Genomic DNA, 14,832 nt, shown 5'->3' on the forward strand with positions numbered 1-14,832 from the left:
CGAGAGCGCAATCAGACCGCGACGACTTCCGGTCGAAGATCCAGCGCAATCAAGGATTGCGCCACTTCGTTCAGGTATATCGGGTTCATGACGATGACGAGATCAGGCGGAGTGTCCAAGAGGTCGCTTGGCGCGATGACCGGGTGACCGGTTCCGGGCGTAAACTTGCCTTGCTTGTAGGGGTTGATATCGACTGCTGCCCAGACTTCGTCTCCAAGCTGCAAGGTCGTCAGGAACGACACTGCCTTGGAGCCGCCACCCCACAGGACGACCCGCCGGCCGGCGGCGTATGCGGCGCGGATGCGCTCCTGCCAAAAATCCTGAACCGCACGCACGCGAGCGGGAAAGATTTCCGCCAAACGGTGCATTACCTCCAGATCGTGCTCGAGCGGTAGTCTCGGCGTCGTCCGACCGGCCGATGGCCGGGCGTACTGGACGATGTACTGGTTGTCATAGACGAGCTCCAGATCAGTAACGTCGAAACCTTCCTGACGAAACAGGCGTGCGTGCGCGCCAGGACTGAAATAGGAGCAATGCTCGTAGTAAATGTCCCAGAACGCGCTCTCGACGAGCACACGTTTGGCATCCGGCGTCTCGAAAACCGCCCAATCCTGGGTCCTTTTGCCGATCATCTTGCGGATCAGCCGCACGAAACTCGACACCGAGCTTACGTGCTCGAGCGTGTGGCGACAGAGGACCGTATCCGCCTGAAGATGCTGGTAGTCTGGTCCGAAATAGTCGACGATGATCTTGACGTCGCCGTACTCATCGTTGCGGCCTTTGTCGGCTCGATAGGCTGGATCGATGCCGAGCCCGGTGGCGCCGCCCGATATGCAAAGCTCGCGGAGAAATTCACCCTTGCCGCAGCCGATCTCCAACACGTGCTTGCCGGCTATCGCACATTTTTGTGCGATCTCGCGTGCAAGTCCCTTCGCGAAACTGTTGAAGGTGCTGGAAAAATGCTGGGATTCCTCGAAATTGGTCGAGTACCCAATGATCGTTTCGTCAAAGGCCCTGTTGAATATGAATCCGCATGCCTCGCAGAATGCGAGGTCAAGGTCGCGGCGGGGAAAGGCGTGGGCTTCTCGGGCCGAGTTCAGCAGGACGCAACTATGCACCGGGATGGATTCGACCCGGTAGATTGACCGGCTGACTGGCGCCGAGCAGCACGGGCACGCGATCGGTCGAAGCGCTTTTCTGTTGCTTGCCATGTGAAGGTCAAATGAATTCATTGTAGAATTGGCTCGACAAGGGAACCGGTTATATCGCGCGTCGAGCTCTCGGCTCCGAAGAGTTCATTGTACTCGGTTGCGCGAGCGAGTTGGACAGACTGGGCCAGGCCAAGGGCGTCGAGTATCGCCAGGTCGAACCTTTCCTCGGAGAACCGGGTCGCGTTCATGCGACAGCCCTGCGGCGTGATGGACAGCGCATTTTTCTCGAATAGATCAATGGCCCCAGCTACGGAATCGATGGCCTGACGGTCGAAGAGCACACCTGTCGGATGGGCGCTCTCGCCAAGCGGCCGGACAATGTCGCGCGCGCCGCCACGGCCGAAGGCGATCAATGGCGTGCCGCACGCCTGGGCCTCGGCAAGCGTTATCCCGAAATCCTCGCATCCAGCGAACACCATCGCACGAGCGTTGGCGATTTTTTCGATGTATTCATGCCGCGGCAGATAGCCGGTGAAGACTATGTTGGGGCCGGCAAGCGATCGCAAATGCTTGGATTGTACTTCGTCGCCGACAACAACCAGGCGACGCGACGGCGTTTTGCTGAACGCCTCGATTATCAGATCCGTACGTTTATACGGGGCGTGGAACGCGGCCGTGACGTAGTAGTCATCCTTGTTGACGACGAGTTTAAGATCCTCGATGGCGACGGGCGGATGGACTACCCGCGCGTCGCGGCCGTAAATCCGCTCGATTCGAGAGCGGACATAATTCGAGTTTGCCAGCATCAGGTCAGGACCGTGCGCCGTTCTCGTGTCCCAGGTCCGCAGCCTGTGAAGCATGTAGCGAAAGGCCAGACCCTTGGGGCCAAATCCCAAGCCGGCCTGCTGCAAATAGGAGAATTGTTCGTCCCACGCATATCGCACCGGACTGTGCACATAGCACAAATGTGGTTGGTCTGGGCGGGTCAGAACGCCTCGAGAAAATGCGGCCGACGAGGAAATTACCGCGTCATAACCTGTGACGTCAAATTGTTCGATCATAAACGGACAGAGAAAGAATAGTGACCTGTAGTACTTTTCCACGAACGGAAGTCGATTCATGCCGGAAACGTGGAAAATTACGCCCCGAAAATATTCTTCCTTGATCTCCTTCGGGAGAAAATCAAACAGCGTGAAGACCTCGGCTCTCGGAAATATCTTGCAGATCCGGGCAAGGACCTGCTCGCCTCCCCGAAAATTCGGGCACCAATCATGCACGACCGCGATGCGCGCGTTGCGGTCGATGGCGGCAAATGGCGTCTTGCTGATGGATCGCAAATGTTTGGCATCACGGCCCACCATGGTGGTTGCTTTCGGCTGTCGCACATGGCGCATGCATTGCCCTCCCGGAATGTTGGCACCTTTCCGGAATTCTTGTTGCCCGGATGCTCAGCAACTGTGTGTCGTCCGCCCCGTCCAAACAAGCTGCCTATCGGGTTAAGCGCCGCACACTCCCGAGGCCGGATGTACTCCAACGGGGTACGCCTCCTACTTCGATGGGCCTAAGCACGCATCGACGGTAACCTTATGCGCAGGCTGTATCGGCGCGCTTGGTGGATTACGATGGTGGTGCTCCGATTTCGGAAGCCATCTTGGAAGCGTTACTTGTGTCTACTGGCCTGGACGGAGAGTTAACTTCCGGAGCCACACTATGTTCGGGAATCCAGTGTAGAGGTAAAAATGCACGAACTGTCTTTTTCAATTGAGAACGGCACTTGCTCAAGTAATCGAGCCCGCTGCCCGGATAACCTGACCAATCGGCGCGACCCCTGGCGCCTTCTCCACGTGGTGTTGTCGGCGGGGCTAGCCTTGGCCTGTATGTTGTGTACTTCGGCTGCAAACGCCAAAGACTATGTGCTCGGCCCGCAGGACAAGCTCCGCGTCAAGGTCTACGAATGGCGTGCGTCACGCGACAAGATTTTTGGCTGGGATGCTCTCAACGACGAATACACGGTCGGTCCCAATGGCTGTGTTTCGCTACCGCTGGTCGGCGAGATCAAGGCTGCCGGACTCACCCCCGGTGAAATCGCGAACTCGATCGGCGACAGCCTCATGAAAAGTGTCGGCCTTGCCCGAAAACCGAATACGGCGGTGGAAATCGTCCAGTTCCGACCATTCTATGTTGTCGGCAAGGTAACGCAGTCGGGAGAATTCGCATACCGGCCTGGGCTGACCGTCTTGCAGGCATTGAGCATCGCGGGCGGATTGCGGACTCGAGAGGACAGGGACGCCAGGTTCGAGCGCGAAGTGATCCAGGGCCAAGGCGATGTGAGCCTGCTTAGACTGAACGAGGCCAGTCTCCTCGCTCGCAAGGCACGACTCGAGGCGGAGCTCTCGCATGCCAGCGACATTCAGTTTCCGGCCCAATTGACATCGCGCACTCAGGACGACGTCTTTGCCGTGCTCTTGAAGCAGGAGCGCTTGATCTTCCAAGCGCGCAGCGAGGGATTGGACACTCAAGTCAAGGCGCTTCATGCTCTGCGTGAGTTCCTCGAGAAGGAACTTGCCTCGCTGGAAGCGCAACTCGTTTTCCTCGACAAGCAAATCGGCTCAATCCAGAAAGAGTTGACAGCGGTTTCGGCGCTTGTCGTCAAAGGTCTTGCGGCGGCGCCGCGCGAGTTTTCTCTAGAGCGGGCCCTTGCCCAGGCGCAGAGCGAGAGGTTGTCGGCGGAAACCAGTCTGCTGCGCGGGCGTCAGGAAATCAGCAAAACTGACATATCAATTCTCGAGCTCCAGGACGGGCGCAAAAATGAGGTAACGATCGACCTGCGTCAAACGCAAGCCGAGCTCGATGCTCTCGAAAGCAAGACGGAAACGGCAAGGCGGCTATTGTACGAGTCCGCGGTATCTGCCCCGACCCTTCTTGCCCGCCGAGCTGACGCGGAGCTGGCTGCGCCGATCTATACGATTTTCCGGCCGTCGGCCGATGGTGCGACTGTGCAAATCCAAGCTGACGAAACGAGTGCCGTCGAGCCCGGAGACACGATCAAGGTTGAAATACCACTGGCTGCGGATGAAACGGGCGCGCTGGACCTGACATCGACCGAGCGGCACGAGGCGCCGGGAATAGAACTCAAGGCAGAAACCGCCGCCGATACTGTAGGCATTCCGTAGCCTTCCGTGCGAACTTTGCTAGCAGGATGAGGTAGAAGCGCGCGACAGGCCGGTTCCACTGGCATGTCAAGGACAAGGCTATCAAGCACGCCGACATCCGGCATCGTCACAGCTGAACGGCAAGGTCGAGCGCTCTCATCGCCCTGATCAGGAAGAGTTCTACCAGCTCCTAACCTATAAGGACGACATCGATCTCGAAGCCAATCTGGATGAATGGAGGCGCTTCTATAACCTTTCGAGGCCTCATGGTGCCTTCAAAGGCAAGACCCTTACGAGGTACTCCGAGAACGCTTATAAGCGACGCGAGGGGAGTCCTCAAAGGCGTCAGTCCATCACAGTGTTGGCAGGCGAACAAGCGTCGTAATCGGCCTCCGCCAAGCCATCTCGTGCGTTGCGGGCAATGGATTGTTCACAAAGTGCCATTCTATCGCAATCCTCTCGATTAATCTGGACAGTTCCACTGGAATGCGTTCGGTGATCTCCCGCTCGAGCACCTCGATGTCGATCTTCAGCAAGTCAATTCGACTGTGCTTTTTAATGACCCTCTCAAGCGCCTTGTTTGAATCAACGCATTTAACCGTCATCTTATCGGCGAGAGGCTGGCCGATGCCGCCATAGCGTCCGGATGGCTCCCACCCGAACTCAACGGTTCCGTTAGCATAGCCTACCGCCACTGGATTGAGCTCGAAATGACCTTCAAACGCCTTCAAGTTCTTTTTGAGGCGCTCGATATTCTGTGGCAGAGGTTCGAAGCAGTAGACGAAGTTACCTGTGTGCCTAGTCAGGAAATAGAGAGCAGATATGCCGACATTCGAGCCAAAGTCGACGATGACTTCCTTCTTTCTGCTGTCTCCATAGTCGCCCCGGAAAAATATCTCGTTAATTGTGAGGACGTCATCGGCATTGAACGCAGTAACCTTTGCCTTCCCGGTGGGTGTCGAGATCACGTATGACACGGGGTATTCACCTCCGCCCAAGGACAGGTAGCGACGGAGGAAATCGATTGGACGGTTGCATTGTCCGAGTATTTTGCCGACAGCCGAAATGTTCTGCGGGTTCATCAAGCCTTTGAAAATCGCGTGCAGCGACCGATGGTGACGCGCCTTTTGGGCCGTTTGGATTATCGTCATGCCATCCCCCTGTTGATGAGCTTGGGAAGCGCGCACGCCATGGCCAGTGCCCTTAGAACCTGACCCGCTTAAAAACACCCTCAGGCATCGCGGCGATCACTCCCATGACAAGACGCCAGCTTCTTCTCACGTAGATGATGTCGCGGTGCCGCGATTCCGCAGCCTCGTAGATGGCTTCGGCTACTTGTTCAGGTTCTGCCGTTAGAAACGGCGACAGTTTCATCCCGTCTGTCATCCGGGTCCGGACGAAACCCGGCATGACCGTCACCACCCTCACGCCTGAGTGCCACAATCGACCTCGAAGCCCCGACAGGAAAGCAGTCAATCCGGCTTTGGCGGAGCCGTAGACATAGTTGGAGGCGCGGCCGCGGTTTCCGGCGATTGAACTGACACCAACGATGGTGCCGGTGCCCCGCTTCTCGAATCGGTCCGCCAGCATGCCAAGGAGAATTGCAGGTCCCTCAAAATTCGTACGGAGTGACAATGATGCGTATGCCGTGTCGGCAACCGCTCTCGACTGGGTTGGAAGCATTCCCACCACGCACACGACTGTATTGGGCAATGTGCCGAGTGAATTGATGAACGGCCCGAACGACTCCGTATCCAAAATGTCGAGGCGGCAAAGTTCGGCCTTGGCCTGCGAGGCGATGAGAAGGTGGTTGACCTCCCGCAGGCCTTCTTCGTCGTTTCGGGCCGTAAGGATCACTTTCCAGCCATGATCGGCATAGACGAGGGCAGTTGCCCTCCCTATGTCCGAAGTGCCGCCTATGATCAAGGCGGTTCCCGGTTGTGTCGTCACACTGCGATCCTTTTGGATAACATCGAAGCGAGCCGTCCTTCGGCCCCAATCGCGCGGCGCTGCTGACGAAATATAGAAAGGTTCGGATAGCCCGCCTCGAACGTTTCGGGCCGCTGGCGGGCGTCCTTAGCCAGATAGAGCCGCCCTCCCCCTTCGACGACCAAGCGGTCCAATCTATCTAGAAGTGAGAAGATGCTGTCGGATACTGGAAAATCGAGAGCCAGCGTGACTCCCGACATAGGAAATGAAAGCTGGCCGCCACCCTTGCCCAAAGTCTTGAGGACGGCAAGGAACGACGGGTCCTCCGTTGTGGCAATTTCCCCCATGATTTCAGGCAAGACGCGTGACGCTGTCTGATGGGGGAGAACGAACTGGTATTGCAGGAACCCGCGGCGGCCGTAGAGCCGGTTCCATTGGTCAAGGCCGTCCAGGGGGAAGAAATAGGATTGCCACGTAACCAGTTCATCCTTGGTGCGTGCGCGGCCGTAACGGAGCGCATTGAAGGCTCGGATGGAGTGCCTGTTGAGAAGAAATCCGGGGGCATCCAATGGCACAGCAATCCCGCGACGACGGGTATTCGGGTAGATCGGTGCACCCGGGTTTCTTTCCTGAAGAGCGTCAAGGCTGACATGTTCGCCGAGGTAAACCAGCGAGCGGCCAAGCGCGTTTCCCTTGGAAAGGCAATCGACCCAAGCTACGGCATAGCTGGCGCCTTCATTGGCTGTCAGCAGCTGCACGGCCGATAATATACTCTCGGCTCGTACAGTGTTCTGCCTCATCCATCCTGTTTCGACCTTGATCAACTGGATCGTAGCCTCGACAATCGTTCCAGTCAGGCCCATCCCCCCAATCGTAGCTTTGAAGAGGTCAGAATTCTCATCCCGGGAGCATCGGACCGTCTGTCCCGAGGGAAACATCAGTTTCAGCGCTTCTACATGATCGCCGAAGCCCCCGACCCAATGATGGTTTTTGCCGTGAACGTCCGCAGCAATCATGCCGCCGATCGTGACAAAGCGCGTGCCCGGTACCACGGCAGGGAAAAACCCTCGAGGCAGGAACCTGTCGATTAAGTCAGCTAGCAACACACCAGCTTCGACTGTCAGTAAGGCCGAGGTCTCGTCGAAACCCTTCATTCGGTCGAAGCGACGCATATCGAGTGTCACTCCTGCACCGATACCGGCGTCGCCATATGAGCGTCCGTTGCCTCGCGCCACGTAGGTCGGTATGTGCCGCTGCAGCATCGCCAGTTCGCGAGGAGATCCCGGGCTGACGACGTTGCTGCTGTGCCTCGGATACCGTCCCCACCCACTTAGCTCCACTGTGGCCTCCCGGAGCGGAAGGTATATCTGCTGTCGAGGGCGAACTTGGTTACATAGCCGATGGCTAGTCCGAGAATCGCGCCCGAATATTTGGCAAATGACGTCCCCCAAATGTGCCAGAATCCTATTTCGAAGGCCCAGGAGATAATGGTCGTTAGTACGCTGAACACTCCGTAGAGCGTTACCTTGCGAGCTTCCTGGTACCTGCCTTCAAACGGATCAAAGAAGATGTAGTTTTTGTCGAGAACATATTTGACGACAAATCCCCCGACGGTGCCGACCGTGATTGAAACGAAGAGAGTGAAAAACGGTGCGGCGCGAACTGTTGCCTCCTGCAACAGGAGGTTGGCTGCCGTCGCGATGACTGCGAAAGCCGCATAACGGGTCGCGTATGTTGTAAATTGAAGGGAACGCATATCGTTACACCATTTTGCGTTGCCTAGACCGCCGCCACGACAGCTAGTCCGGCAATGAGGAACGACAGCAGGCTGTTGCGGTCGGTCATCGCAAACACAATCGGATCCTCGGTCATGCTGCGCCTGTGAGCCATCATCACCAGACGGCTGATCCAGTAGATGAGCACGGGGCAGACGAACCAGAGCATTTGCGGTCGTTGGTAGAGCGCATTGACGTCATGCGAAGATATGTACAGAGCGAATATCGTGACGGAGTTGTAGCCCGCAGCCGCTGCAAAGGCGGCAACCACGCCGAGATCCCCAAACTTGTAGTTCCGGTTCGGAGGCTCAGACAGTTGAAGATCGAGGCGCGTCGCAAGTTCGGCGTATCTTTTGACCAAGGCCAACGCCACGAAAATGAATATGGCGAACGTTAGAAGCCACGGTGAGATGTCCACTCCAATCGCGCACGCCCCGGCTATGATGCGCACCGTGTAGAGCATCGCCAGCGTAACAACGTCGATGAGCATCTTGCGCTTAAGGTAGAAGGAATATGCTGTAGTAAGCGCAAAGTACCCAAGGAGCGCTGCAAGGAAGGTAAGAGAAACGCCGGCAGCGAGGATAAAAGAAGCCATTAAAAGCAGCGGCGCGGCGAGCAACGCGTGGATCAGCTGGATACTGCCCTCCGCCAGTGGTCGATGCCGCTTGGTCGGGTGCGCCCTGTCGGCCTGAAGGTCAACCAGGTCGTTGATAATGTAGACACTCGAAGCGCAAAGGCAAAAGCTGAGGAATGCGATTCCGAGCACGATCAGGTTCTCGGCAGTGAACTGGTGGGAAGCCAGCAACGGAACCAGCAGCAGGAGGTTCTTTGTGTATTGGTGCACCCTCAAAAGGCGCGCCCATGTCCGCCAGCTTGATTTCTGGTGGGACAGGTATTCCTTTTCGACAGGCATTGCCGCAAGCCTTCTGGAAACCCGTCCAGATGTGCGGATTGCAATTGCCGTTCCGCATTTTGACCAGACAGCCAGGTCGTCGGCATCGTTGCCAATGTAGTCGAACCTTCCCTCGCCGAACGCTGCGACCAGCTTGGCTGCTTTCGTCTTGCCCGAGCAGTTGGTGGTCGCATCCGACCCGATGTATCCATCAAAAACGCGCAAGTGATCTGCAACAGCTCTGACGATGCGCTCGGAAGCGGCGGATGCCAGGTAGACCTGCCGCCCGTCCTTCTGCGCCGCCTCAATCTCTTTGAGCACAGCTTCGTCGTATGGAAGCGCAGACGCGTCGAACTCGACCGAGGAAGCAGCGCAATGTTTTAAGGCAGCCTTGCCAAGCCTCAGTGCTTGTAACATGTCGACCGCAGATCGAGGTCGGCGTGCAAACTCCGACAGGGCGGTTTCTATCAACAGGTCTGAACGAACCAGGGTCCCGTCCATATCAACAACGAGCGGGCGACGACAAGCCGGTTGCGGCGCCGCAACTTCGACATGTATCGATTCTTGCGCCATTTGCGCCTCGCCCACTCTGCAGGTTGCAGAACTGAGCAGATCATGCGCTCATGACGAAGCGTAGTGCGCAAAACGGAGTAAACGATACCACCATCGTGTGAGTTTTGCGCTTATGCCGAAGTGTAGTGCGCAAAACGGAGTAAACGATACCACCATCGTGTGAGTTTTCGACGAATTATGATGCGTTGCAGCGGGGGTGGCTGGGCCGCACAAAGCTTTGGCACATCCGGAAAATTCGTATCGAACTGGCCACAGCGATGTTCAAAAACTCGGTAGCGCACGGCGGGGACTCCACACGAGTAGACCGCGTCCAAAATTGCATCCATCACCGCAATAAATCACTATGTTTGCCATTATTACAAATACGTCGTGACTAACGAGGGCGGGGTCAGGGGCAATGGTGAGTGTTCTCAAAGTCGAGCCAGGTAATAACATTCAGTACACTTCCATCGTTGGCAACATTGTCGCTTCAGAGCCCAAGGACGGAATTGACAGGAAGTTCACCCTGTTTTGCGTCTTTGCCGCCATTGCAATGGGGGCAATGTTGCGTTGGCTCGTCAACTCAGACGAGGCATTTTGGTATGATGAGGTGTGGACCGCGACGATTGCACTGCAGGACTGGCGCGGAGCACTTGAGATTCTGGGGATCGATGTAAACGCACCCCTCTACTACCTGACTGTCTGGGGGTGGGGGCAAATCTTCGGCGTGTCTAATGTTGCAATTCGTGCGCCTGGCGTGATTGCCACCGCCGCTGCGCCATTAATGGCATGGATGCTGTTGCGCGGACGGATGCCACTGCATCAAAGGGCCTTGTTCACGATCATCATCGCGCTGTGGATTCCCAGTTTGTATTACGCCGAAGAGGCGAGAAGCTACGCCTTCACGGTGCTCGGCTCCGTGTTGCAAACCGTTTTCTTCTTTCGTGCGCTACGGGGCAAGGGCGAGACCGGGGACATCACCGGGTGGGCGCTGTCGGGGCTGTTTCTCGGACTGAACCATTACACGACCTTGGTCATGTCAGCAGTCCAGGGGCTGTCGCTTCTTCTTCTTTTTTGGCGAACGCGGCCCCTTGCGATTGCCGTTGCAGGTTTTGCCTACACGCCAGTTGTCGCGGTCTTCCTGAGCCACTACGAAGCCATTTTGCACATAACCACTTCCCAGAACTTCTGGCTCAAGCCGTTGTCGCTCTACGATCTCGGGCGTGCGTTGAAGTTCCTGGCAGGCGAAATCTATGTCGCCCTCCTCCTGGTCTGCATTATTGGTGCGGCGCTTCTCATCGATGCCAAAAACGCGGCTAATGAAGGCACGCTTCGGCGCTATCGCGTGACCAACGTCGCGTCGTTGTGGATAGCGCGCCTGCGCAACTCCATCCGATCATCCCCGCTATTCCTGACCGCCTTGGTAAGCTTCCTTGGGTTATGCCTTTTTCTCGGCATTGCAGTTCTTCGACCTACTTTTATGCCTCGCTTCCTGTTCCCCTTTGCACCTGGCCTTTTCCTCGGCTTGATATGGTTCATCGACGCAATGCCGAGCACTCGCTTATGCGCACGCTACGCGACAGTTGCCGTGTTCTTTGCAGGCGCCTTGATCTGGGGGGTCCAAAGCTCTGCAGAAATTGACAAACACCTGACGTGGGAGCACGAAAGCGCGATCTTGAAGGACGCTGGAGTCTCAGAAGTCCTTTTCTTCCTCGATCAGGGCTTCCCAACTCCCTACCCCGAATTTGTGCATCCCAAAGTGTTCGGCTTCTACTTTTCCCGCGACGGAGCCGACGTAAGTGTCCGGGAGTTCGTTCCCGATTATCAGGGATACTCCGATCCGAGGCCTCATCTCATCAGCTTTCTCAGTGAGAAGCCCGGACGTGGTCTCATCTGGAGCATTTTTCCGGGCCCCTCTCCCGACCCCATACCGTCTGACCTCGAAGGCAAGACCAGGCGAATTCGCGAGCGCGGATTCTCGGCAGTATATGATCATACCGTCATGGAGGATATTGAGGGCGTTGATTGCCACGCGACACAAACCGGACCCTGGCCAAAGTATACCTGCTACTCCGCTCACGATCGGACGGGACAGGATGAACTACGCGATGATTAAGGTTTGACCTTCGGCGTACGCCCGAACGGCGCCTGTTAATCCTTTGCAGTTTCGAAGAAAGCGGACATTCTCCTGAGCGCAACTCCGAAGCATGGGGGCAGGTCGACCGAAAAAGACATTGTTTTTTGCGTCAGCTTCGACCTGTCGAGCCAACGCGCATGCCGCAGGCGGAGCCATGGGCCTGTTTTTGAGCGATGAATACGGTGGCGCGGTTCTTGCGCCGTCTTTAGGAGTTCACGCGCATTCTACGGTGAAGCGCGACCACTGCTTGCTGTCGCCGGATCCCAGCATTTTCTTTTTGTTGCGATGTCTTTTGATACTCGCAGTTCGCGGCAGGCTGTCCAAAAGTGCCTCCAGCCGTTTTGTGGACGGCACTCTCTTAGCCCCGACGATCGCGAGAAATCGCGAGATTGCGCAGAATGCAAAGCGACGGAAATTCGCCATTGGAGAGGGCGACAATATCGAGATCGCCGTCGACATCGAGGTCAACGGCTCGCGCGGCCACAAAACTGCCGGAGCTAATATACTGCAGGCCTCGACGACCGTTGCCATGGTCGGCGAGGACATAAAGGCCGCCCAACCCCGTAGTACCCGCCGCGATCACATCCGGCGCATTGTCGCTGTTGAGGTCAGCAGCCGACAGAGGCGCAAGATCGGGTGACACCAGCCGCGGCCCATTCGATTCATCGTTTGCGGAGTTTTTGACCCTGGCGTTGACTGCTCGCGGCCAGCCCCCAAGATCGCCTCCAGTGTTGCGCCATGCCAATGCGCCGCAAGCCACATCGGTCACACCATCTGTATCGACGTCGTCTGTTGAGAGGGTGCATGTTTGCAGGCCCGTCTCTATTGAAGCCGCGAGTTCCCATCGGTCCAGAGGCAACCGGTCGCGGGGCAAATCGAGCGCATTGATCCAGATGTGAACTGGCGGATTCGTCACCCAATTGGAGCCGTAAACATCAAGATCGCCATCAGCGTCGAGATCAGCGAGAACGCCATTGTGGACTCCACCCTGACCGATGACCTGGACCCTCCACATCTCACCACGCCCGTCGATATTGTAGACAGCGGCAATCAATTGGTCGCTAGAGGTATGCATCTGACCTACAATGAGGTCTGGATCGCCATCTCCGTCCAGATCGCCGACGGCCAGGGTGTGCGCCTTCTCGACGAGAGGCATTATTTTGCTGCTTTTCCAATACCCTCGGGGATTTCCATCCTGGGCTTTGTACCACACGATGTCTGCAACGTCCTCCGAGGACGAATACAGGACGTCGGGTTGGCCGTCTTGATCGATGTCCGCAACGACCGTTTTGAAGTTCTCAGGCGCCGGCCCTATCGAATAACTCTGCCATTTGTCCACTCGTGCTTGTGCATATCCTGGGTTTTTAACCCAGGCTCCACTTACGACGATGTCCTGTATGCCGTCAGCATCTATGTCCCCTATGCCCAATCCTTCCTGACCAAAGTCGCGGCTCGTCAAAGGGCGGCCCATCCATGATCCGTCAGCATTCTGGAAAAAGATGATGACGCTATCTTGCGACCGCGTTGCAATATCTAGACGTTGGTCGCCATCGAAATCGGCGAGTTTGACATCCTTGCCCCAACCTCCGATCTCTCCGATCTCGCGACGGAGCCATTGTGCGCCATCGGTAGGGTCTCCGCTTGGCAGTGGATTCTGGAACCCCACTAGATTGGCCCCTTCCGGCCCATCAGGAACGACTATGTCAAGATCGCCGTCACTGTCGATGTCGCCCAACGCACCGTCGGTCGTAAACTGGTTTTTGGGCCTTCCGATCAGATATGGACGCCAACCCGGTGCACGATACCAGACCAACGCTTCCTTGACTTCGCCTCCGATCACGAGGTCGAAGAGGCCGTCGCCGTCAATGTCACCAACGATCTTTACGTCGCCGGATCGATCGTCGACGACTTGCATTCGAAATTCGAGGCCATCCCACAGCGCGGCCGACAACAGCGACACCGGCTCGCTGGCCGTGAACTTCGTGCACCCCACTATCACGGCCATTGCCAGCAAGCAGGTCCACCAAGCGGCACAGTGCCGTCTCCGCCGTTCCAATGTGCTCAACAGCATCTGAAAGACCTCAATGCTCATGGCATCGGCTCTAATCGGAAAACCTGAACCAGGCCTTGTGGCCACCGTTCCTCCGAGAATGATCCGGCCTCCAAGTCGCCCGAGCAAAGCACGTGAGGCTATGCGGCCGTTAGAGGCCCAAAGTATGTATGTATACCACGTTTGAGGGCGCAGTCTGGTAAAGCCGGAACCGTGGTTGAGGTCGACATCAAGTGAAGGCGATCGGCTCCTGTGCGATTTGGTTAATGAACCGTTCCCCCTTTCGGTCAAGTACTGGAAATATTAAGATCCGCTAATGTTGTTCGGCGATGAGCAAGGACAACATCATTTCTTGGATGGGGCCATCAGGGCCGAAATCCGCAGGAACCTGGCCGATGCCATGGGATTGCACGGCTTCGACTTCGAAGTCGACACCATACTCGACAGTTGGGAAGGCACGATAGATGATCGTCGGGTGATAGAAGCCCTACGCATCATTAAACTCGCCGGCTTCATGTTCGACGAGGTTCCGTACAGAGCAGACTGAAGTGGCTGCGTTTGCCCGCCAAAAAAGCCAGATCGCTGGCCTGATGAGGGTTGAGCTGCGGATCAAGCGCGGACACTAGACGATCGATTCCATGAATCTGGCTTGGAAGGGACGATCAGTTACTTGGTGGATTCCTCGTTTGCGATTGGCAAAACGAGGAGCAGCATCATGGCAGGACAGCGGCGTGTGATCGAGTTGGCGATGAACGAGGAAGCGGTTGTGCAATTGGGGGCGCGATATCGCGCTCGCGCACGGAACGCGCGAGCCGGGTGGCGCGCGCGCAAATGCTGCTCAACTATCGTGAAACACCGTCGTTCTTCACGGTAGACGCCGCAGGAAGTCGAGATGCCTGTTCCCCCACAGAATGATGCCGTCATAGTCGTCGCAGGCCGCCATCGTGTCGCAGACAACCAAAAGCCGCACCTCGCTCAGCGGATACATCACCTTGCAGGGCTGGCGATTGTCCTTGATCGCCGAAAAATGCTCCAAAAGGCTCTTGCGGCGCGGCGTAGCAACTTCGCTCATGGCTTCCTCCGAATCTGCGGAAGGCGGCAAGGCCGTTGATGTCGCGCTCGATCTCGAACAGGGCGTCCTTGCGTTTGACCACCTCGAACGCGATCGGGGAGATTGGTGCGGCATCCTTGCCC

General features: G+C 56.8%; 13 protein-coding genes and 1 pseudogene. 5 read left to right on the forward strand and 9 right to left on the reverse strand.

The genetic code is table 11. The features are described from left to right. Positions 1–11: 11 nt before the first annotated feature. The gene (locus NMG80_RS29560) at positions 12–881 is read right to left on the reverse strand and encodes a class I SAM-dependent methyltransferase (protein WP_254021377.1); all 870 of its coding nucleotides are present in this window, start codon (positions 879–881) and stop codon (positions 12–14) included. On the opposite strand from NMG80_RS29560, the gene NMG80_RS29565 reads away from it, so the two are divergent. Next, complete coding sequence (locus NMG80_RS29565; RefSeq protein ID WP_254021378.1) at positions 882–1,145, forward strand: hypothetical protein; 264 nt, start codon at positions 882–884, stop codon at positions 1,143–1,145. Positions 1,146–1,228: 83 nt separating this feature from the next. On the opposite strand, the gene NMG80_RS29570 is transcribed toward NMG80_RS29565, so the two are convergent. Next, complete coding sequence (locus NMG80_RS29570; RefSeq protein ID WP_436798720.1) at positions 1,229–2,512, reverse strand: glycosyltransferase; 1,284 nt, start codon at positions 2,510–2,512, stop codon at positions 1,229–1,231. Positions 2,513–2,890: 378 nt separating this feature from the next. On the opposite strand from NMG80_RS29570, the gene NMG80_RS29575 reads away from it, so the two are divergent. Beyond that, on the forward strand, positions 2,891–4,324 hold the full coding sequence (locus NMG80_RS29575) for a polysaccharide biosynthesis/export family protein (RefSeq protein ID WP_436798717.1): 1,434 nt from the start codon (positions 2,891–2,893) through the stop codon (positions 4,322–4,324). 50 nt (positions 4,325–4,374) lie between these two features. Then, positions 4,375–4,621 (forward strand): annotated as a pseudogene (locus NMG80_RS29580) (integrase core domain-containing protein); the annotation flags it as partial. A 35-nt stretch (positions 4,622–4,656) separates the two neighbouring features. Here NMG80_RS29580 and NMG80_RS29585 read toward each other — a convergent pair. Genes NMG80_RS29585 through NMG80_RS29605 form a run of 5 tightly spaced genes read right to left on the reverse strand, consistent with a single transcriptional unit; the run spans position 4,657 to position 9,472 of the window. Continuing rightward, a complete protein-coding gene (locus NMG80_RS29585; protein WP_254021380.1) occupies positions 4,657–5,454 on the reverse strand; it encodes an FkbM family methyltransferase in 798 nt (265 codons plus the stop codon). A 52-nt stretch (positions 5,455–5,506) separates the two neighbouring features. Beyond that, positions 5,507–6,229, reverse strand: coding sequence for an SDR family oxidoreductase (locus NMG80_RS29590; protein ID WP_254021381.1), 723 nt, complete (start codon positions 6,227–6,229; stop codon positions 5,507–5,509). 20 nt (positions 6,230–6,249) lie between these two features. Next, positions 6,250–7,572 (reverse strand): FAD-binding oxidoreductase, encoded by a 1,323-nt coding sequence (locus NMG80_RS29595; RefSeq protein WP_254021382.1) that lies wholly within the window; start codon positions 7,570–7,572, stop codon positions 6,250–6,252. After that, complete coding sequence (locus NMG80_RS29600; protein ID WP_254021383.1) at positions 7,563–7,988, reverse strand: GtrA family protein; 426 nt, start codon at positions 7,986–7,988, stop codon at positions 7,563–7,565. The genes NMG80_RS29595 and NMG80_RS29600 overlap by 10 nt, the downstream gene beginning before the upstream one ends. 23 nt (positions 7,989–8,011) lie before the next feature. Continuing rightward, positions 8,012–9,472, reverse strand: a complete 1,461-nt coding sequence (locus tag NMG80_RS29605; protein ID WP_254021384.1) for a UbiA family prenyltransferase — start codon at positions 9,470–9,472, stop codon at positions 8,012–8,014. Positions 9,473–9,869: 397 nt separating this feature from the next. Between NMG80_RS29605 and NMG80_RS29610 the strand changes: the two genes are divergently transcribed. Continuing rightward, on the forward strand, positions 9,870–11,567 hold the full coding sequence (locus tag NMG80_RS29610; protein ID WP_254021385.1) for a glycosyltransferase family 39 protein: 1,698 nt from the start codon (positions 9,870–9,872) through the stop codon (positions 11,565–11,567). 379 nt (positions 11,568–11,946) lie between these two features. On the opposite strand, the gene NMG80_RS29615 is transcribed toward NMG80_RS29610, so the two are convergent. After that, entirely contained in the window at positions 11,947–13,680 is a 1,734-nt protein-coding gene (locus tag NMG80_RS29615) for an FG-GAP repeat domain-containing protein (protein WP_254021386.1), read from the reverse strand. Between the two features lie 274 nt (positions 13,681–13,954). Between NMG80_RS29615 and NMG80_RS29620 the strand changes: the two genes are divergently transcribed. Then, positions 13,955–14,185: a hypothetical protein gene (locus NMG80_RS29620; protein ID WP_254021387.1), complete on the forward strand. Its 231-nt coding sequence runs from the start codon at positions 13,955–13,957 to the stop codon at positions 14,183–14,185. Positions 14,186–14,503: 318 nt separating this feature from the next. Here the strand turns inward: NMG80_RS29620 and NMG80_RS29625 are convergent, their stop codons facing one another. Beyond that, positions 14,504–14,710, reverse strand: a complete 207-nt coding sequence (locus tag NMG80_RS29625; protein ID WP_254021388.1) for a transposase family protein — start codon at positions 14,708–14,710, stop codon at positions 14,504–14,506. Between the last annotated feature and the right edge of the window lie 122 nt (positions 14,711–14,832).

The organism is Mesorhizobium escarrei, from assembly GCF_935825525.1.
In the GTDB taxonomy this organism is placed as follows: domain Bacteria; phylum Pseudomonadota; class Alphaproteobacteria; order Rhizobiales; family Rhizobiaceae; genus Mesorhizobium; species Mesorhizobium escarrei.